Source organism: Pantoea eucrina, from assembly GCF_020079945.1.
Taxonomy (GTDB): Bacteria; Pseudomonadota; Gammaproteobacteria; order Enterobacterales; family Enterobacteriaceae; genus Pantoea; species Pantoea eucrina.
The window spans coordinates 3308777-3328104 of record NZ_CP083448.1; the positions used below are offsets into that span (position 1 = coordinate 3308777).

Here is a 19328-nt window from a genome sequence, read left to right on the forward strand (position 1 = left end):
ATGAATGCTCAACGTTTTGCCCGAATTCAGGAAATGCTGGCGCTGCGTCAGCACGATCTCACCGTCTGCATGGAGCAGGTGCACAAGCCGCACAATGTCTCTGCGGTGATCCGCACGGCAGACGCAGTGGGCATTCATGAGGTTCACGCCGTCTGGCCCAGCGTGCGGATGCGCACGATGGTTTCGGCCTCCGCAGGCAGCAACAGCTGGGTAAAAGTTAAAACCCATACGCACATTACGGAAGCGGTACGCCATCTGAAAGATCGCGGCATGCAGGTGCTCGCCACCCATCTTTCAGACAAGGCGGTCGACTTTCGCGCTATCGATTACACCCGCCCGACCTGCATTCTGATGGGTCAGGAAAAAACCGGCATCACCGCCGACGCGCTGGCGCTGGCTGACCAGGATATTATTATTCCGATGGTGGGTATGGTGCAGTCGCTGAATGTCTCTGTGGCCTCGGCGCTGATTCTGTATGAAGCACAGCGCCAGCGACAGAATGCCGGCATGTATCAGCGTAAGCACAGCCTGCTGGATGAAGAAGAGCAGCAGCGTCTGCTGTTTGAAGGCGGCTATCCGGTTCTCGCCCGCGTGGCGAAGCAGAAAGGCCTGCCCTATCCGCAGATCAACATGCAGGGTGGCATCGATGCTGATGCCAGCTGGTGGTCCGCCATGCAAGCCACGGGTCGGAAATGAAAGGCCGGCTGCTGGATGCCATACCGCTCAGTACCCTGACCGGCGTCGGCGCCAGCCAGGCCGCTAAGCTGGCCAGACTCGGCCTGTTTACTATCCAGGATCTGCTGCTGCACCTGCCCCTGCGCTATGAAGATCGCACCCAGCTCTACAAAATTAACGATCTGCTGCCTGGTATCTGGGCCACCATCGAAGGCGAAGTGCTGAACAGCGAAGTCACCTTTGGTCGCCGCCGCATGCTGGTATGCCAGATTGGTGACGGCAGCGGGATTGCCACTCTGCGCTTTTTTAACTTCACCGCCGGCATGAAAAACAGCCTGGCGCCGGGTCGCCGCGTCACCGCTTATGGTGAGATCAAGCGCGGACAGCGCGGCGCCGAAATTATCCATCCTGAATACCGCGTTCAGGGTGAGCAGGGCGGCGTTGAGCTGCAGGAAACCCTGACGCCGGTCTATCCCACCACGGAGGGGATACGTCAGGCCACGCTGCGCAATCTTACCGACCAGGCGCTGACTCTCCTGGAGAGCTGTGCGATCGCTGAGCTGCTGCCGTCAGAGCTGAGCGGCGGGCTGATCAGCTTGCCTGATGCGCTGCGCACGCTGCACCGGCCGCCGCCCGATCTCCGGCTCAGCGAACTGGAAACCGGCCGCCATCCGGCACAGAAGCGATTAATTCTTGAAGAGCTGCTGGCGCATAATCTCAGCATGCTGGCCGTGCGCGCGGGCGCACAGCGTCATCATGCGCTGCCGCTGACCCCCTGCCATACGCTGGTGGACAGGCTGCTGGCCGCGCTGCCTTTCTCTCCGACCGGCGCGCAGCAGCGCGTGGTAAAAGAGATTGAGCGCGATCTGGCTAATGACTATCCGATGCTGCGCCTGGTACAGGGCGATGTCGGCTCCGGTAAAACGCTGGTGGCGGCTCTGGCAGCGCTGAACGTCATTGCCCACGGCAAACAGGTGGCGCTGATGGCGCCGACTGAACTGCTGGCCGAGCAGCACGCTGCAAATTTCCGTCAGTGGTTTGCGCCGCTCGGCATCGAGGTTGGCTGGCTCGCCGGCAAGCAGAAAGGCAAAGCGCGCGAAGCGCAGCAGGCGGCGATCGCCAGTGGTCAGGTGGCGATGGTGGTGGGCACGCACGCGCTGTTTCAGGAGCAGGTGAAGTTCAGCGGCATGGCGCTGGTGATTATTGATGAGCAGCACCGCTTTGGTGTGCATCAGCGGCTGGCGCTGTGGGAAAAAGGCGAAGAGCAGGGTTTTCATCCGCATCAGCTCATTATGACCGCGACACCCATTCCGCGCACGCTGGCGATGACCGCCTACGCCGATCTCGACACCTCGACAATCGATGAGCTGCCGCCGGGCCGCACGCCGGTCACAACGGTTGCCATTCCGGACACGCGCCGCAGCGAGATTATTGAACGCGTAAAAAGCGCCTGCCTGGAGGGACGTCAGGCCTACTGGGTCTGCACCCTGATTGATGAATCGGACGTGCTGGAAGCGCAGGCCGCTGAAGCGACCTGGCAGGAGCTGAGCGTGGCATTACCCGATCTGCGCACCGGCCTGGTGCACGGTCGGATGAAGCCCGCAGAGAAGCAGGCGGTAATGGCCGCGTTCAAAGCGAACGAGATCCAGCTGCTTATCGCCACTACCGTTATTGAGGTTGGCGTGGATGTCCCTAACGCCAGCCTGATGATCATCGAAAACCCGGAGCGGCTCGGTCTGGCACAGCTGCATCAGCTGCGTGGACGCGTCGGACGCGGCGCTGTCGCCTCACACTGCGTGCTGCTTTATAAAGCCCCGCTGAGCAAAACCGCTCAGCGTCGCCTGCAGGTACTGCGCGACAGCAACGACGGCTTTGTGATTGCGCAGCACGATCTTGAAATTCGCGGCCCCGGCGAGCTGCTGGGCACGCGGCAGACCGGCAACGCTGAATTCAGGGTCGCTGACCTGCTGCGCGATCAGGCCATGATCCCCGAAGTGCAGCGCGTGGCGCGCCATATCCATCAATATTACCCCGAACAGGCACAGGCGCTGATTGAGCGCTGGCTGCCGGAAACTGAACGCTACAGCCACGCATAGAGGCCGGTTTCGGGCGCGCCCTGCGCGCCCGCTGAAAAATTGTCCAGCCGGTAATCAGCCGCAGCTATGCAAACGATTGCTTTCAGCGGGTAACCGTTTAAAATCGCCACTTTGCTGTTACTGAGAGCCTGTCATGTCTGTTAATCGTGCCGAACCCCTTTCGCCCGCCAGTGCGTCTGCCACGACAAAAAGCGAACTGATTTATCGTCTTGAGGATCGCCCGCCGCTGCCGCAGACGCTGTTTGCCGCCTGTCAGCACCTGCTGGCGATGTTTGTCGCCGTGATCACCCCGGCACTGCTGATCTGCCAGGCGCTGGGGCTGCCGGCACAGGATACGCAGCACATCATCAGTATGTCGCTGTTTGCCTCCGGCGTAGCGTCGCTGCTGCAGATCAAAACCTGGGGACCGGTGGGCTCCGGGCTGCTGTCGATTCAAGGGACCAGCTTTAACTTTGTTACGCCGCTGATTATGGGCGGTATGGCGCTGAAGAATGGTGGCGCGGATGTGCCCACCATGATGGCAGCGCTGTTTGGCACGCTGATGGTCGCCTCCTGTACCGAAATGCTGCTGTCGCGCGTGCTGCATCTTGCACGCCGGATTATTACGCCGCTGGTGTCGGGCATCGTAGTGATGATTATCGGTCTCTCACTGATTCAGGTCGGGCTGACCTCAATTGGCGGCGGCTTTGCTGCTATGAACGATCACAGCTTTGGCGCGCCTGGAAATCTGCTGCTGGCAGGTGCCGTACTGCTGGTGATTATTCTGCTTAACCGTCAGCGCAACCCCTATCTGCGTGTGGCATCGCTGGTGATCGCGATGGCGGTGGGTTATGCACTGGCGTGGGGACTGGATATGCTGCCGGAGAGCGCGGCACCGGTAGAGCAGCCGCTGCTGGCTGTGCCTTCACCGCTCTATTACGGGCTGGGTTTTGACTGGAATCTGCTGATCCCGCTGATGCTGGTCTTTATGGTTACTTCGCTGGAAACCATCGGTGATATCACCGCCACCTCTGACGTTTCAGAACAGCCGGTCAGCGGCCCGCTCTATATGAAGCGCCTGAAAGGGGGCGTACTGGCAAACGGCCTGAACTCCTGCGTCTCTGCCCTGTTTAACACCTTCCCCAACTCCTGTTTTGGTCAGAACAACGGCGTGATCCAGCTGACCGGCGTGGCCAGCCGCTATGTAGGCTTTGTGGTGGCGCTGATGCTGGTGGTTCTCGGGCTGTTTCCGGCGGTCAGCGGCTTTGTTCAGCATATTCCGGAACCGGTGCTGGGCGGGGCCACTATCGTGATGTTCGGCACCATTGCCGCTTCCGGCGTGCGCATTGTATCCCGCGAGCCGCTTAACCGCCGCGCTATCATGATTATTGCGCTATCGCTGGCGGTCGGACTCGGTGTCTCTCAGCAGCCGCTGATCCTGCAGTTTGCGCCAGAGTGGCTGAAAACGCTGCTCTCTTCCGGTATTGCTGCCGGCGGTATTACGGCGATCGTGCTTAATCTTATTTTCCCGCAGGAAAAATAGCGCAGCAGGCAGGCGCCCGCCTGCCTGCTATTTATCCGCATTTTTCGCCAGACGGTTGAGCTGTAACGGTAATTCAGGCATAACAACCACTGACCGGACAACGATCGCGATGGATGAATGCAATGAAATTCCTGGGCAAGTTTTTCCTTACTCTATTACTGCTGATTCTGCTGCTGCTGGTGATCGGTTATGTACTGGTGCAGACACAGTGGGGCGCCGGCTGGTTTAGCCGCTGGGTAAGTGATAAAACTGCGTGGCATCTCTCCGTCAGTAAAATTGAGCACAACTTCTCTTCCCCTTCGCATATCGTGCTGGATAATTTCAGTTTTGGTCACGATGGCCAGCCTGCGGTTGTCGTGGCTAAACGCATCGATCTGGGCCTGGCGATGGTGCAGTTCAGCGACTGGCTTCATTTTGACAGCATTGAAATTCATGAAGGGGAGATCAATCTCGCTAATCAGACGCCATCCACCACGCTGCCCGTTCAGGCCAACCGCCTGCAGCTGCGCAATGTGCGCCTGGAAAGCCCGCGCACGGCGCTGCCGCTCTCTGCCCGCGGCGTCAATGGCGGTATTGTTCCATGGAAACCTGTATCCGCCGATATGCTGGGCAGTGACGCACAGTTTCAGATAAGCGCCGCGCAGCTGACGCTGAACGGGCTGGCCGGTGATAACGTGCTGCTACAGGGCAACGTGGCGCAGCGCCGCCTGCAGCTCACCACGATAGGTGCGGATATCGCCCGGGGATCGGTGACCGGTCGGGCAGAGCGTGACGACCAGGGTAACTGGAGCATTGATCAGCTGCGCCTGAATGATATCCGTCTGCAGACCAGCCAATCGCTGAATGATTTCCTGCGCCCGCTGCTGACGGCCCCTGCGGTCACAATTAACCGTCTGGATGTCACCGACGCCCGGCTGCAGGGACCGGACTGGGCGGTCACCGACCTCGATCTTACGCTGCGGGACATTACCCTGCGCAACGGCGACTGGCAGAGTAACGAAGGCTATCTGGCGATGAATGCCGGCAACTTTATCAATGGCAGCCTGGCGCTGGATGATCCTATCGTTAATGCAGAGTTCTCGCCTGAAGGCGTCAGACTTACGCAGTTCAGCTCCCGCTGGGTTAACGGTATTCTGCGCGCCAGCGGCAGCTGGACGCGCAGCAACCGGCAACTGACGCTGGACGATCTGGCCGTGGCCGGACTGGAGTATACGCTGCCGCAGAACTGGCGCGAGCGCTGGCAGGCTGCCCTGCCCGCCTGGCTTGACAGCGTGCTGGTGAAGCACGCCACCGCCAATCGTAACCTGATTATCGATATCAATCCGGCGTTTCCTTTCCAGATGACGGCGCTGGACGGCTCTGCGGATAATCTGCTGCTGGCGCGCGCGCATCAGTGGGGGATCTGGTCGGGCAAAGCGAGTCTTAACGCGGCAGAAGCGACCTTTAACCGTACCGATCTGCGTCATCCCTCAATAGCGCTGACGGCAGATGAGCAGCAAATCCAGATAACAGAAATGAGCGCTTTTAACGGCAATGGACTGCTGGAGGCGACGGCAACGGTAGGCCAGAGCGCCGAACGTCCGCTGACGCTGAGTCTGAAGGGCCAGGCGGTGCCGGTCAACGTACTGGAAAACTGGGGCTGGCCAGCGCTGACGCAGAGCGGTGACAGTAATCTACAGCTGCAGCTTAAGGGGTCACTGCGCGCCGGTACGCCGCTGCGTCCGGGCATTTCGGCAGACCTTTCCGTTACCACCGACGCCGGCTCGCTGCAGCAGAGCATGCGTAACGGGCAGACAGATTAAGAACGGCAGGCCGATCGCGTTGTTGCCGCGCGATCGGCTGCACCATCCTCAGTTTATCAGCGCGCCGGAGCCACCCGCTTCGAGTGGACCATGCTGGTCCGCAGGCAGCACAATATAGACGCCCTCAAATACTGCGCCCGGCTCTTCATTTCCGTACAGCTCAACCTCCAGCTGCACGCGCGCCTTGCGCCCGCGCGCGAGGCGGTCGAGATCGCCGCTCAGCGAGCCGAGATCGGCAGTGGCGCCGGGCCGTCCGCTGATCGGTTTGCTGTAGCGGATATGCGCATCCGCCAGAATGATGGTTCCGCCCAGATGACGTTCGCGCAGCAGCAGCCAGATCAGCCCCCAGCCGGTCAGCGTGGCCAGCGAGAAAAGACTGCCGGCAAACAGCGTATGGTGCGGATTCTGATTGCCGGTCTCCGGCATGGTGGTGACAAATTTCTGCCCGGTATATTGCAGGATGCGCACGCCCATCTTCTCACTCAGGGGAATATGCTCATACCACGCCTGCTGGAGCTGGCCGCACCAGTCGGCGCGATGCAGAATATCATCCAGCGTCACCACCGGTTTGATCATCAGAAAATGGCGCACCGGCGTGGTCTGCGGTGCGGTGATTTCACCCTGATTGATAAAACCCAGCTTGGCAAAAAACTCCACGGCGTCTTCGCGCGCGCTGCAGGTTACGCGCTTGGCGCCTTCCTGTCGCGCCACGGATTCCAGCGTCATCGCCACCAGCGTCCCGAGCCCCTTGCCCTGTACCGACGGGTGCACGGCCAGAAAGCGAATAGCTGCTTCATTCTCTGCGTTGATATAGAGGCGGCCTGCGGCAACCGGCTTGCCCTGCTCATCCACCACCATCTGATGGTGCGCCAGCGCGTCCCAGGCATCCCGCTCTGAGCCCTGCGGCTGGCGCAGCGGCTTGCGCAGCATTTCCCAGCGGAACTGGTAATACATGTCCAGCTCTTCGGCCGTCTGAGGCACTCGAAGATGATACATAAAATGATTCTCCCGTTCGGAGCCAGCGTGGCCGATTGCCTGCCGCCAGGCTGCCGATCTCACACCTGCAACCAGAAAGTGACCGGACCGTCGTTAACCAGTGAAACCTGCATATTGGCCGCAAAGCGACCGCTGGCGGTTGTGATACCGCTGGCCCGGCAGCAGTCGCTGAAGACGTTATAGAGCCGCTCCGCTTCTGCCGGTACGGCACCGCCGGAAAAGGAGGGACGCATGCCCTTACGGGTATCTGCCGCCAGCGTAAACTGCGAAACCACCAGCACGCTGCCGCCAGCCTGGTGCACATTCAGATTCATTTTGTCATTCTCGTCACCGAAAACACGGTAGCCGAGCACTTTATCGCAGAGCCGCCGGGCTTTTTGATCATCATCCTCTTTTTCCACGCCCAGCAGCACCAGCAGTCCGGCGCCAATCTCACCAATGATCTGGTTGTCGACCGCCACGCTGGCGGCACTGACGCGCTGAATTAATGCAATCATGTTTCCTCACGGGATGGTTCATGTTCCTGCAGCTTTAGCTGGCGATAGTCATTCAGGGTGACGGTGACTTCCGCTCCCAGCAAAACAATACACCACGTCCAGTAGACCCACAGAAACAGAATCGGGATAACGGCCAGTACGCCATAAATTAACTGATACGAGGGAAACATCGTAACATAGAGCGCAAAGCCTTTTTTACCCAGCTCAAACAGCAGGCCTGCCACCACCGCCCCGGTGAGCGCATCGCGCCCCGGCACGCGCCGCGTTGGCACCACGCTGTAAAGCAGCCAGAACGCCAGAATGGAGAGCACCAGCGGGAAGATACGCAGCGCCTGGTCGATCAGGCTGGTAACGCCGGTGACATTGACCCAGCGCAGCGACAGCAGATAGGAGCTAATCGCCAGGCTGGCGCCAGCCAGCAGCGGGCCGAGCGTCAGGATCATCCAGTAAACGGCAAACGAATAGATCATCGGACGCGGCGAATTGCTGCGCCAGATGGCGTTCAGCGCGCTGTCAACGGAGTGCATCAGCAGCAGCGCCGTGACAATCAGCCCTACCGCGCCTACCGCCGTCATTTTATTTACGTTAGCGACAAACTGGTCAAGGTAGCGCTGGATCACGTCGCCAGCTGCCGGCATAAAGTTGGTAAAGATAAAATTCTTGAGCTGTACGCTGATGTCGGAAAAAACCGGGAACGCGGCGAACAGCGCGAAGATCACCGCCACCAGCGGCACCAGCGCCAGCAGGGAGACGTAGGCAAGATTCCCCGCCTGCGTGGTCATGTTATCTTCGTCGATGCGCCGCCACAGCAGTTTCAGCCACAAAAAGAACGCATGCGCCCGGTGGCGCAGAGTGTTAGCCATCACATTTACCCACGCGCTGCGAACCAGGCGGGCAGGGTTTTGTGATCTTCCACCAGCACGCTTTCGATTCCCAGCGCGCGCGCCGCATCGATATTCGCCTGATTGTCATCAAAGAAGATGGCCTGGTCCGCCGTGTAACCCTCCTGCGCCAGCACATGGCTGAAAATCCGCGCTTCCGGTTTACGCATGCCGAGCTCCTGCGACATATAGACGCGATCGGCAGCCTGCTGAACTTCCGGATAGTGCGTCGGCCAGAATTCAAAATGCAGCTGGTTGGTGTTGGAAAGGATCACCACGCGTTCGCCGCGGGCGCGAAGCTGGTTCATGATCGCCAGCGTCTCCGGGCGAACGCCGACAAACACGGCCTGCCAGCCAGCGGTAAACTGCTCATAGCTCAGGGCAATATCGAGCTGCTCGCAAAGGCGCTCGGCAAATTCCGGGTCGCTGATCTCGCCCCGTTCATGTTGTTCAAACGCTTCATCCATGCTGAAGCGACTCTGCAGCGTGGCCAGCGGCACACGGCCTAAATCACTCCAGACGCCCAGTACGCGATTGAAGTCGATATCAACAATCACGTTACCCAAATCAAAGATGTACAGCATGACGCCTCTCCTCTGTGCTTCCGGGATCATTCACTCTAGCGGCAAAAAGCGTAGCTGAACAGGGAGCATTCGGGGAAAAAGGCGGGCAACAGAAACAAAAAAGCCCCGCAGTGCGGGGCCTGATAACAGAACGTATCGTTTACTCTTTACCGCCGCGAGACGCGCGTTTGCGATCGTTCTCGGTCAGGTGACGTTTACGGATACGGACTGACTGTGGCGTAACTTCAACCAGTTCGTCATCATCGATGAACTCGATCGCCTGCTCCAGCGTCATTTTCTGTGGCGGAACCAGCGTCGTCGCCTCATCGGTACCTGACGCACGCATGTTGGTCAGTTTCTTACCGGTCAGACAGTTTACCGTCAGGTCGTTAGAGCGGCTGTGAATACCGATGATCTGGCCTTCATAAACCTCTGCACCGTGACCCAGGAACAGCTTACCGCGATCCTGCAGACCAAACAGAGCAAACGCAACGGCTTTACCCTGACCGTTAGAGATCAGAACGCCGTTCTGACGCTGACCAACTTCGCCCGGACGCACGTCGTCGTAGTGGCTGAAAGTCGAGTAGAGCAGACCGGTACCGGAGGTCATGGTCATGAATTCGTTACGGAAGCCGATCAGACCACGGCTTGGGATCACGTAGTCGAGACGTACGCGGCCTTTGCCATCCGGATCCATGTTTTTCATGTCGCCTTTACGCTCACCCATCGCCTGCATCACTGAGCCCTGGTGGGTCTCTTCGATATCGAGGGTAACGTTCTCAAACGGCTCCTGCTTGCGGCCTTCATGCTCACGGAAGATAACTTTCGGACGGGATACCGCCAGCTCAAAGCCTTCACGACGCATGTTTTCGATCAGAACGGAAAGGTGCAGCTCACCACGACCTGATACGCGGAATGCATCAGCATCTTCGGTCTCTTCAACGCGCAGTGCAACGTTGTGTACCAGCTCTTTGTTCAGGCGATCCAGGATCTGACGTGAAGTAACGTATTTACCTTCTTTACCGCAGAACGGTGAGGTATTGACGTTAAAGAACATGGTTACGGTAGGCTCATCTACGCTCAGCGCCGGCAGCGCCTCTACATTCTGCGTGTCGCAGATGGTATCGGAGATGTTCAGTTCACCCAGACCGGTAACGGCAATGATGTCGCCCGCTTCTGCCAGATCGCTGTCAATACGCTCCAGACCCAGATGCGTCAGCACTTTACCCACTTTCGCGTTGCGGGTTTTGCCTTCGCTATCAATCACAGTAACCTGCTGGTTCGGCTTGATTTTACCGCGCTTGATGCGGCCAATACCGATAACGCCCAGGTAGTTGTTGTAGTCCAGCTGAGAGATCTGCATCTGCAGCGGCGCATCAGCTTCAACCTGCGGCGGAGAAACGTGATCGACGATTGCCTGATACAGCGGAGTCATGTCCTCAGCCATATCAGTGTGTTCCAGACCTGCAATACCATTCAGCGCTGACGCATAAATGATAGGGAAGTCCAGCTGCTCGTCAGTCGCGTCGAGGTTAACGAACAGGTCGAATACCTGGTCTACAACCCAGTCAGGACGCGCGCCTGGACGGTCAATTTTGTTGATAACAACAATAGGTTTCAGACCGTGAGCAAAGGCTTTCTTGGTTACGAAGCGGGTTTGCGGCATAGGGCCATCCATCGCATCAACAACCAGCAGCACCGAATCCACCATGGACATGACGCGCTCTACTTCACCACCGAAGTCGGCGTGTCCCGGGGTATCAACGATGTTGATACGGTAGTCGTTCCATTTGATGGCGGTGTTTTTTGCGAGGATGGTAATTCCACGCTCTTTTTCCAAATCATTGGAATCCATCACACGTTCAGTCGCTTCGGTACGAGCGTCAAAAGTACCAGACTGTTGCAGCAGTTTGTCGACCAGGGTGGTTTTTCCATGGTCAACGTGCGCGATGATGGCGATGTTACGCAAATTTTCGATCACAGCTTTGCCTCAGGCATTATAGAAATAACGCGGTATTGTACACGGATTAAGCGGAATACTGAACATGATCACAGTTTTCCCGACAATATTCTCACGCTGCTGGTTTTTAGCACCATTAGCGGTGCAAATATCTGCACTCTGCTGGCTTTATGCACCATTTTAGTGCCATCAGCGCATCTTTTTGCACCATAATAAAGCAATGCGTCTGTTCTGGTGCAGCTGCTGATGCACCGCAGCGCGCCGCACAGCGCTATTTATTGCACTTAAAAAAAGTTGGCACAGAATTCGCTTTATCTTTTTTAAGTGCAAACGACAGTGGCCTGATGGCTGAATAGCTTGCCGGGATCTTAGTCAGGGGTGGTCAGTAGTCGTGACACATTCCAGGCATTTTGAGTTCTCTCACCACGACAACAGATGACCATTTCCAGGAGAGTTGAGTATGTCCGCTGAACACGTTCTCTCGATGATGAACGAGCATGAAGTTAAGTTCGTCGATCTGCGTTTTACCGATACTAAAGGTAAAGAACAGCACGTCACCATTCCTGCTCATCAGGTTAACGCAGACTTCTTTGAAGAAGGCAAAATGTTCGATGGTTCATCCATCGGTGGCTGGAAAGGCATTAACGAATCAGACATGGTGCTGATGCCGGATGCCACCACTGCGGTGATGGACCCGTTCTTCGAAGACCCGACCCTCATCATCCGGTGTGACATCCTTGAGCCAGGCACGCTGCAGGGTTACGATCGCGATCCGCGCTCCATCGCCAAGCGCGCTGAAGAGTACCTGCGCGCTTCCGGTATTGCTGACACCGTGCTGTTCGGACCTGAGCCAGAGTTTTTCCTGTTTGACGATATCCGTTTCGGTTCATCGACTTCAGGTTCACACGTCGCTATCGATGATATTGAAGCGTGCTGGAACACTGGCAAAGCGTACGAAGGCGGCAACAAAGGCCACCGTCCGGGTCTGAAAGGCGGCTACTTCCCGGTACCACCGGTTGACTCCTCTCAGGATATCCGTTCTGCCATGTGTCTGACCATGGAGCAGATGGGTCTGGTTGTAGAAGCACATCACCACGAAGTGGCAACCGCTGGTCAGAACGAAGTGGCAACCCGCTTCAACACCATGACCAAAAAAGCGGATGAAATTCAAATTTATAAGTATGTCGTGCACAACGTTGCGCACGCCTACGGCAAGACCGCAACCTTTATGCCAAAACCGATGTTTGGTGACAACGGATCCGGTATGCACTGCCATATGTCACTCTCTAAAGGTGGCGTAAACCTGTTCTCTGGCGATAAGTACGGCGGCCTCTCTGAAACCGCGCTGTTCTACATCGGCGGTGTGATCAAGCACGCTAAAGCGATTAACGCCCTGGCTAACCCAACCACCAACTCCTACAAGCGTCTGGTGCCGGGTTATGAAGCGCCGGTTATGCTCGCTTACTCCGCGCGTAACCGCTCAGCCTCCATCCGTATTCCGGTGGTTGCCAGCCCGAAAGCCCGCCGTATTGAAGCGCGCTTCCCGGATCCAGCGGCTAACCCATACCTGGCGTTTACTGCACTGCTGATGGCTGGCCTCGACGGTATCATCAATAAAATCCATCCTGGCGATGCGATGGACAAAAACCTCTACGATCTGCCGCCGGAAGAAGAAGCGGAGATCCCGAAAGTAGCCGGTTCTCTGGAAGAAGCACTGAACGCGCTGAATGAAGATCGCGAGTTCCTGACCCGCGGCGGCGTATTCACTGATGACGCTATCGATGCTTATATCGAACTGCGCAAGCCAGATGTTGATCGCGTTCGCATGACGCCACACCCGGTTGAATTTGAACTCTACTACAGCGTTTAAATGGCCATTCACCTCTTTTGTCCGCCAGGCCGGGCAAAAGAGGACAACGTTTTTTTGTTGCCGTGGAAACTTTAGCCCATCTCCGGATGGGTTTTTTTCACCGCAAAATTGCCGTTATCGGGGAGTTTTCCATCCCAAAACGCTATAGTGCACCCATTTGGTGCAGAGGATCGTGGTATGGTTGCTGGCTCACTGCCCGACGCAGGGCAGATTCTCAACTCCCTGATAAACAGTATTCTGCTGGTCGATGACGGGCTGGTGATCCACTATGCCAATCCGGCTGCGCAGCAGCTGCTGGCGCAGAGTTCGCGTAAGCTGTTCGGTACGCCGCTGCCGGAGCTGACCGGCTACTTTTCGCTCAATCTTGACGTGATGCGCGAGAGCCTGGCCGCAGGCCAGGGCTTTACCGACAGCGAAGTCACGCTGGTGGTTGACGGACGCGCGCACATCATGTCGCTGACCGCGCAGCGTCTGCCGGACGGCCTGATCCTGCTGGAGATGGCGCCGATGGACAATCAGCGCCGGCTCAGCCAGGAGCAGATCCAGCATGCTCAGCAGGTTGCCGCACGCGATTTAGTGCGCGGCCTGGCGCATGAGATTAAAAACCCGCTTGGCGGCCTGCGCGGCGCGGCACAGCTGCTGTCGCGCGCGTTACCTGACCCGTCGCTGAACGAATACACCAACGTTATCATCGAGCAGGCAGACCGGCTGCGCAACCTGGTCGATCGTCTGCTGGGCCCGCAGCAGCCGGGGCTGCACGTTACGCAGAGCATTCATCAGGTGGCGGAGCGCGTGGTCAAGCTGGTCTCGATGGAGCTGCCGGACAACATAACGCTGGTACGCGACTACGATCCCAGCCTGCCGGAGCTGCCGCACGATCCTGACCAGATTGAACAGGTGCTGCTTAACGTCGTACGCAATGCGCTGCAGGCGCTCGGCGCAGAGGGCGGTACCATCGTGCTGCGTACGCGTACCGCTTTTCAGCTGACGCTGCACGGCACGCGCTACCGGCTGGTGGCACGTATTGATGTGGAAGATAACGGGCCGGGCATACCGGCACAGCTGCAGGATACGCTGTTCTATCCCATGGTCAGCGGACGCGAAGGGGGTACCGGTCTCGGACTCTCTATCGCCCGCAGCCTGATCGATCAGCACTCCGGAAAAATTGAATTTAACAGTTGGCCAGGTCACACCGAGTTTTCGGTCTACCTGCCCATTCGCCAGTGAGGTTTCTATGCAACGAGGGATAGTCTGGATCGTCGATGACGATAGCTCCATCCGCTGGGTGCTTGAACGCGCGCTCACTGGAGCCGGTTTAAGCTGCGCGACGTTTGACAGCGCCAGTGAGGTGCTGGATGCACTCGCCAGCAAAACCCCGGACGTACTATTGTCAGATATTCGCATGCCGGGCATGGATGGCCTGGCGCTACTGAAGCAGATCAAGCAGCGTCATCCGATGCTGCCGGTCATCATTATGACGGCGCACTCCGATCTTGATGCCGCCGTCAGTGCCTATCAGCAGGGCGCATTTGATTATCTGCCCAAGCCGTTTGATATCGATGAGGCGGTAGCGCTGGTCGAGCGCGCCATCAGCCACTATCAGGAGCAGCAGCAGCCGCGCAATCAGCCCGTCAGCGGCCCGACAACCGACATCATCGGCGAAGCGCCGGCGATGCAGGATGTGTTCCGTATTATTGGCCGTCTGTCACGCTCCTCCATCAGCGTGCTGATTAACGGTGAGTCGGGAACCGGTAAAGAGCTGGTCGCGCATGCGCTGCACCGCCACAGCCCGCGCGCCAAGGCGCCTTTTATCGCGCTGAATATGGCGGCGATCCCGAAAGACCTGATTGAATCTGAACTGTTCGGGCATGAAAAAGGCGCGTTTACCGGCGCCAATCAGATCCGTCAGGGGCGCTTTGAACAGGCTGATGGCGGCACGCTGTTTCTTGATGAGATTGGCGATATGCCGCTGGATGTGCAGACGCGTCTGCTGCGCGTGCTGGCAGACGGTCAGTTCTATCGCGTGGGCGGCTACGCGCCGGTAAAAGTGGACGTGCGCATTATTGCCGCCACGCATCAGAACCTTGAGCTGCGCGTGCAGGAAGGCAAATTCCGTGAGGATCTGTTCCACCGCCTCAATGTCATTCGGGTACATCTTCCGCCGCTGCGTGAGCGCCGCGAAGATATTCCGCGTCTGGCACGCTACTTCCTGCAGGTTGCCGCACGCGAGCTGGGCGTTGAGGCTAAAATCCTGCATCCGGAAACGGAAACGGCGCTGACCCGCCTGCACTGGTCGGGCAACGTGCGCCAGCTGGAGAACACCTGCCGCTGGCTGACGGTCATGGCCGCCGGTCAGGAAGTGCTGATTCAGGATCTGCCGCCGGAGCTGTTTGAATCCGCCACGCCTGACAGTCCGGTGCAGTCGCTGCCGGACAGCTGGGCCACGCTGCTGGCGCAGTGGGCCGATCGCGCGCTGCGTTCCGGTCATCAGAACCTGTTATCTGAAGCGCAGCCGGAGATGGAGCGTACGCTGCTGACCACGGCGCTGCGTCACACCCAGGGGCATAAACAGGAAGCGGCACGCCTGCTTGGCTGGGGGCGCAATACGCTGACGCGCAAACTTAAAGAGCTGGGCATGGAGTAACGCTGCGACATCAGCGGCGCTTCTGCTGATTTTTTGCACGCACAGGCTGTACAGACCGTTACCGGTGAGTATGATATTCGCGGTAATCGGGAGAGAAGTATCATGCTGCAATCTGTCATGCTGACAATAGCGCATAATCTGGCAGCCATTGGCAGCGCGGTGGCCCATTCGCCGCAGACTGCGCTGGCTGCTATGGTATGCGCCATTACGGCGAGCCTGTTCAGTTAATAGCAAGGGAGCGTATGCTCCCTTTGTTATTCAGATGATCCGGGAATAGTGCTGCTGGCGGCTTTTCTGCCGCAGGTAGCGATCGAAACACATGCAGACAGAGCGGATCAGCAGACGACCGCGTCCGGTCGCCGTTATACGCCGCCTCTCATAGCAAACCAGCCCCTCCGCCACCAGCGGAGCCAGCTGTGCCAGATCGTCGGCAAAATAGTCCTCAAACACGATCGGCCACTGCGCCTCCACGGCGGCAAAATCGAGCGTGAAGTTGCAGATAAGCTGTTTAATCACCTCACGCCGCAGACGATCGTCCTCCGTCAGCGTTAATCCGCGCCACAGCGCGCTACCCTGCTGTTCCACCCCTGCATACCACTCATTCAGCGCTTTCCGGTTCTGCGCATAGCTGTCGCCCAGCATGCTGATGGCAGATACGCCCAGCCCCAGCAGATCGCTCTCACCGTGCGTGGTGTAGCCCTGAAAATTGCGGTGCAGCAGACCGCTGCGCTGTGCGATCGCCAGGTCATCATCCGGCCGGGCGAAGTGGTCCATCCCGATAAACCGGTAACCTGCGGCGGTCAGTGTGGCAATGCTCTGCTGCAGGATCAGCAGCTTTTGCGCGCCGTCAGGCAGGTCTGCTGCTTTGATTTTGCGCTGTGCCGCAAACAGCGCCGGCATATGCGCATAGCTGAACAGGCTCAGACGGTCGGGAGCGAGCGCGATCACCCGCTGCAGCGTCAGCGCAAACCGTTCCGCACTCTGCAGCGGCAGACCGTAGATCAGATCGAAACTGACCGAACGAAAACCCTGTTCGCGCGCGCGCTTTACCAGCGCACCAATGGCCGCTTCATCCTGTATCCGGTTAATGCGCGCCTGCACCGCCCGATCAAAATCCTGGATCCCGATGCTCAGACGGTTGAATCCTTCCGTCCGCAGATGATCGATCGTGGCCGGCGCGATCTCACGCGGATCGATTTCGATCGACATTTCAGCATCATCCGTTATCGCGAAGTGATGCCGCAGCAGCGCCATCAGCCGGCTTATCTGCGCTCCGTCAAGAAAGGTCGGCGTGCCACCGCCCCAGTGCAGCTGTGTCACCCGGCGACCGGCAAACAGCGGAGCACGACAGGCAATCTCCTGCGCCAGCGCATTCAGATAGCGATCAGCTTTTTGCCGCTGGCGCGTCACTATTTTATTGCAGCCGCAGAAGTAACACAGTTTGTGGCAGAACGGGATATGCACGTAAAGAGAGAGCGGCCGGTGAGGATAACGGGTAGCAGCCTGCTCAAAATCTGCGGCGCGAAAAGTTTCGCTGAATTCCGGCGCGGTAGGATAGGAGGTATAACGCGGGCCTGAGCCGCTGTATTTCTCCACCAGCTGCTGATCCCATTCTATCTGCTGCGCGGTCATGCTTACCTCTTTCGGTGGCGTGTGGTCCGGAAAGGTCGCGCAGAAGGGTCAGTGAAGCGGTGAAGAGAACGCCGCCGTAAACGCGACTTCAGGCGCGACAGGCGGCGTAGTTTAAACAATAACCAGAGGATATAACATGTGAGCAGCAGCGCTAAAATTGATCCAGGCCAAAACATTGTCGAATACCTGTTCAGCGCGGCATGCGATACGGCGCATGCCGTCCGGTAACGGGATTACTGCCCTTTCAGCAGGCGCATCATATCTTCTTCAGCCTGTTCATCTTCGGCGTCATCATCCAGCGCGATCCCCAGCGTTTCCATCAGCTCATCGATGCGGTCCAGCGTCTCATCCAGCCACGCCTGGTCTTCACCGCTCAGCGTCTCGCCTTTTTCCAGGCGATCGAGCAGCGTGTCGAGACGTTCATCGTTCTCCAGCTTCGCCAGCTCCTCTTCAGGCGTCAGGCGTACTTTCTGCGCTTTCGCTTTGGGCTGAGGTGCCGCTTTTGTCACGGGCTGCGTTTTGCCGTCAGCCACCAGCGCCACCGGTTTTTTGCTGCCAATGCGGGCATCGCTGCTTTTTTTAGTCTGTGCGCTGCCGCTGCTCTGCGCCGTCGGGCTGGTGCGGCTGCCCGATTTATGGCCGCTATGCTTTTTATCGCGTTTACGATCGCGCGCTTCCTGATTCAGTTCTTCACGCGATTTACGTTTGGCTTTAGCAGCGGGTTTGCCACGCTGGGCGGGTGCAGGTTGCTTCATGATGTCCGGTCTCAGTGATGCCTGGTGAGTTCAGTATAGAATTGCGGCGAAATCTAGCAGAAAGCAGACAAAGAAAAAAGGCGATAGCTTTTGCTATCGCCTTATTTCGCACCTTCGTACGAAGGAAACTCTGAATAAATCCTTTACGGCTCTCAACGTCCCGGTCGCTCCGTCGCCATATCGCTCCTGCGAGTAATCCCTGTCCATTCCCGATTCCTGCCTGAATCGTACTCCTGCCATGCTCCTGGTCTTCCGGACACTCCTGAGCGCATCATCCTGATGGGTGCTGCCTTGCACTGACACCAAATGTAGACGAAAGTGCCAAATCAACAAGTAAGATCTCGCTCTTTTTTAAAGGGAAAAGAGCAAAATAATGCGCAATTCATTGTATTATAATAATAAAAAAATATTGAACTTTTTATTTTTAAGCTAAAACTGGCAGCAAAAATCGGCGATCTCTTACACGATTTGTCAGGGCTACGGCTGTCGGGTACTTTTGCGCCATAACAGGTATAATCAGCGCCATTAGTCCGTATCTATCAGCTGGAGTCTATTTTGTCTGCTTTGAATTATCACATCACTCACTTCATGCTCAGTGCGCCAGATATCCGTCATCTGCCGGCCGACACGGGTATTGAAGTAGCCTTTGCCGGGCGCTCAAATGCAGGCAAATCCAGTGCGCTTAATACCCTGACCAACCAGAAAAGTCTGGCGCGCACCAGTAAAACGCCGGGGCGCACTCAGCTTATCAACCTGTTTGAAGTGGTTGAAGGCAAACGTCTGGTGGATCTGCCCGGCTACGGCTATGCCGAAGTGCCTGAGGAGATGAAACGTAAATGGCAGCGTGCGCTGGCAGAGTATCTGCAGAAGCGGCAGGCGCTGAAAGGGCTGGTGGTGCTGATGGATATTCGCCATCCGCTTAAAGATCTCGATCAGCAGATGATTGAGTGGGCCGTAAGCAGCAATATTCCGGTACTGGTGCTGCTGACCAAAGCGGACAAGCTCGCCTCTGGCGCACGTAAAGCGCAGCTCAACATGGTGCGCGAAGCCGCGCTGGGCTTTATGGGCGACGTGCAGGTTGAGATGTTCTCTTCGCTGAAAAAGCTGGGCGTGGACAAGGTGCGTCAGAAACTGGATACCTGGTTCAGCGAACTTGAGCCGGCCCGTGAAGGTGACGCAGATAACCAGCCGGCTGAGTAACGGCAGCGTTGCCGGGTGAAAAAAGCCCAATAAAAAACGCCCCAGTCATAACTGACTGGGGCGGCTAAATATTCAGCCAAATCCGATTACGTGAAGTAAAAGGTCTGAAAGATAGAACATCTTACCTCTGTACCCTACGCGACGAACTTTACCTGATTTTTTCTGACCGACAAAGGATTTTTTGTGATCCAATTTCAGCTTTTGACATAATTTTTACCAGCTCCGTCACACTTTC

The 19328-nt window shown here is 57.4% G+C and carries 17 protein-coding genes; 9 read left to right on the forward strand and 8 right to left on the reverse strand.

The window, feature by feature from the left end:
• The 4 genes from trmH (at position 1) to LAC65_RS15775 (ending at position 6095) form a co-directional block, all read left to right on the forward strand.
• The gene (gene trmH, locus LAC65_RS15760; RefSeq protein ID WP_039381320.1) at positions 1–696 is read left to right on the forward strand and encodes a tRNA (guanosine(18)-2'-O)-methyltransferase TrmH; all 696 of its coding nucleotides are present in this window, start codon (positions 1–3) and stop codon (positions 694–696) included.
• Entirely contained in the window at positions 693–2771 is a 2079-nt protein-coding gene (gene recG / locus LAC65_RS15765) for an ATP-dependent DNA helicase RecG (protein WP_039381322.1), read from the forward strand. The genes trmH and recG overlap by 4 nt, the downstream gene beginning before the upstream one ends.
• Before the next feature lie 133 nt (positions 2772–2904).
• On the forward strand, positions 2905–4293 hold the full coding sequence (locus LAC65_RS15770; protein ID WP_039381325.1) for a nucleobase:cation symporter-2 family protein: 1389 nt from the start codon (positions 2905–2907) through the stop codon (positions 4291–4293).
• A 122-nt stretch (positions 4294–4415) separates the two neighbouring features.
• Positions 4416–6095 (forward strand): AsmA family protein, encoded by a 1680-nt coding sequence (locus LAC65_RS15775; RefSeq protein WP_039385670.1) that lies wholly within the window; start codon positions 4416–4418, stop codon positions 6093–6095.
• A 48-nt stretch (positions 6096–6143) separates the two neighbouring features.
• On the opposite strand, the gene fabY is transcribed toward LAC65_RS15775, so the two are convergent.
• From fabY to typA, 5 genes are all read right to left on the reverse strand, one after another.
• The gene (gene fabY, locus LAC65_RS15780; RefSeq protein ID WP_039381327.1) at positions 6144–7091 is read right to left on the reverse strand and encodes a fatty acid biosynthesis protein FabY; all 948 of its coding nucleotides are present in this window, start codon (positions 7089–7091) and stop codon (positions 6144–6146) included.
• A 59-nt stretch (positions 7092–7150) separates the two neighbouring features.
• The gene (dtd, locus tag LAC65_RS15785) at positions 7151–7588 is read right to left on the reverse strand and encodes a D-aminoacyl-tRNA deacylase (RefSeq protein WP_039381329.1); all 438 of its coding nucleotides are present in this window, start codon (positions 7586–7588) and stop codon (positions 7151–7153) included.
• Entirely contained in the window at positions 7585–8451 is an 867-nt protein-coding gene (locus tag LAC65_RS15790; RefSeq protein ID WP_039381331.1) for a virulence factor BrkB family protein, read from the reverse strand. The genes dtd and LAC65_RS15790 overlap by 4 nt, the downstream gene beginning before the upstream one ends.
• 5 nt (positions 8452–8456) lie before the next feature.
• Complete coding sequence (gene yihX / locus LAC65_RS15795; protein ID WP_039381334.1) at positions 8457–9053, reverse strand: glucose-1-phosphatase; 597 nt, start codon at positions 9051–9053, stop codon at positions 8457–8459.
• Positions 9054–9192: 139 nt separating this feature from the next.
• Positions 9193–11013 (reverse strand): ribosome-dependent GTPase TypA, encoded by a 1821-nt coding sequence (typA, locus tag LAC65_RS15800; RefSeq protein WP_039381337.1) that lies wholly within the window; start codon positions 11011–11013, stop codon positions 9193–9195.
• A gap of 439 nt (positions 11014–11452) precedes the next feature.
• Between typA and glnA the strand changes: the two genes are divergently transcribed.
• The 4 genes from glnA (at position 11453) to LAC65_RS15820 (ending at position 15734) form a co-directional block, all read left to right on the forward strand.
• Positions 11453–12862, forward strand: coding sequence for a glutamate--ammonia ligase (gene glnA, locus LAC65_RS15805; RefSeq protein ID WP_039381340.1), 1410 nt, complete (start codon positions 11453–11455; stop codon positions 12860–12862).
• A gap of 177 nt (positions 12863–13039) precedes the next feature.
• The gene (gene glnL, locus LAC65_RS15810) at positions 13040–14089 is read left to right on the forward strand and encodes a nitrogen regulation protein NR(II) (protein WP_039381343.1); all 1050 of its coding nucleotides are present in this window, start codon (positions 13040–13042) and stop codon (positions 14087–14089) included.
• 7 nt (positions 14090–14096) lie between these two features.
• Positions 14097–15506 carry a nitrogen regulation protein NR(I) gene (glnG, locus tag LAC65_RS15815; RefSeq protein ID WP_039381345.1) on the forward strand — a complete coding sequence of 470 codons (1410 nt, stop codon included), beginning with the start codon at positions 14097–14099 and terminating at the stop codon, positions 15504–15506.
• Positions 15507–15608: 102 nt separating this feature from the next.
• On the forward strand, positions 15609–15734 hold the full coding sequence (locus tag LAC65_RS15820) for a YshB family small membrane protein (RefSeq protein ID WP_144380248.1): 126 nt from the start codon (positions 15609–15611) through the stop codon (positions 15732–15734).
• Between the two features lie 30 nt (positions 15735–15764).
• On the opposite strand, the gene hemN is transcribed toward LAC65_RS15820, so the two are convergent.
• Positions 15765–17138: an oxygen-independent coproporphyrinogen III oxidase gene (gene hemN, locus LAC65_RS15825; RefSeq protein WP_039381347.1), complete on the reverse strand. Its 1374-nt coding sequence runs from the start codon at positions 17136–17138 to the stop codon at positions 15765–15767.
• Between the two features lie 233 nt (positions 17139–17371).
• Complete coding sequence (gene yihI, locus LAC65_RS15830) at positions 17372–17893, reverse strand: Der GTPase-activating protein YihI (protein ID WP_039381350.1); 522 nt, start codon at positions 17891–17893, stop codon at positions 17372–17374.
• A gap of 555 nt (positions 17894–18448) precedes the next feature.
• Between yihI and yihA the strand changes: the two genes are divergently transcribed.
• On the forward strand, positions 18449–19093 hold the full coding sequence (yihA, locus tag LAC65_RS15835) for a ribosome biogenesis GTP-binding protein YihA/YsxC (protein ID WP_039381353.1): 645 nt from the start codon (positions 18449–18451) through the stop codon (positions 19091–19093).
• Between the two features lie 72 nt (positions 19094–19165).
• On the opposite strand, the gene spfP is transcribed toward yihA, so the two are convergent.
• Positions 19166–19213, reverse strand: coding sequence for a small protein SpfP (gene spfP / locus LAC65_RS18325; protein ID WP_071892919.1), 48 nt, complete (start codon positions 19211–19213; stop codon positions 19166–19168).
• Between the last annotated feature and the right edge of the window lie 115 nt (positions 19214–19328).

Bases quoted from the DNA above. Each gene is read 5' to 3' on its own strand.
- yihX (WP_039381334.1), bottom strand. From the start codon at position 9,053: ATGCTGTACATCTTTGATTTGGGTAACGTGATTGTTGATATCGACTTC.
- glnA (WP_039381340.1), top strand. From the start codon at position 11,453: ATGTCCGCTGAACACGTTCTCTCGATGATGAACGAGCATGAAGTTAAG.
- dtd (WP_039381329.1), bottom strand. From the start codon at position 7,588: ATGATTGCATTAATTCAGCGCGTCAGTGCCGCCAGCGTGGCGGTCGAC.
- glnL (WP_039381343.1), top strand. From the start codon at position 13,040: ATGGTTGCTGGCTCACTGCCCGACGCAGGGCAGATTCTCAACTCCCTG.
- trmH (WP_039381320.1), top strand. From the start codon at position 1: ATGAATGCTCAACGTTTTGCCCGAATTCAGGAAATGCTGGCGCTGCGT.
- LAC65_RS15770 (WP_039381325.1), top strand. From the start codon at position 2,905: ATGTCTGTTAATCGTGCCGAACCCCTTTCGCCCGCCAGTGCGTCTGCC.
- hemN (WP_039381347.1), bottom strand. From the start codon at position 17,138: ATGACCGCGCAGCAGATAGAATGGGATCAGCAGCTGGTGGAGAAATAC.
- glnG (WP_039381345.1), top strand. From the start codon at position 14,097: ATGCAACGAGGGATAGTCTGGATCGTCGATGACGATAGCTCCATCCGC.
- yihI (WP_039381350.1), bottom strand. From the start codon at position 17,893: ATGAAGCAACCTGCACCCGCCCAGCGTGGCAAACCCGCTGCTAAAGCC.
- LAC65_RS15775 (WP_039385670.1), top strand. From the start codon at position 4,416: ATGAAATTCCTGGGCAAGTTTTTCCTTACTCTATTACTGCTGATTCTG.
- LAC65_RS15820 (WP_144380248.1), top strand. From the start codon at position 15,609: ATGCTGCAATCTGTCATGCTGACAATAGCGCATAATCTGGCAGCCATT.
- LAC65_RS15790 (WP_039381331.1), bottom strand. From the start codon at position 8,451: ATGGCTAACACTCTGCGCCACCGGGCGCATGCGTTCTTTTTGTGGCTG.
- fabY (WP_039381327.1), bottom strand. From the start codon at position 7,091: ATGTATCATCTTCGAGTGCCTCAGACGGCCGAAGAGCTGGACATGTAT.
- recG (WP_039381322.1), top strand. From the start codon at position 693: ATGAAAGGCCGGCTGCTGGATGCCATACCGCTCAGTACCCTGACCGGC.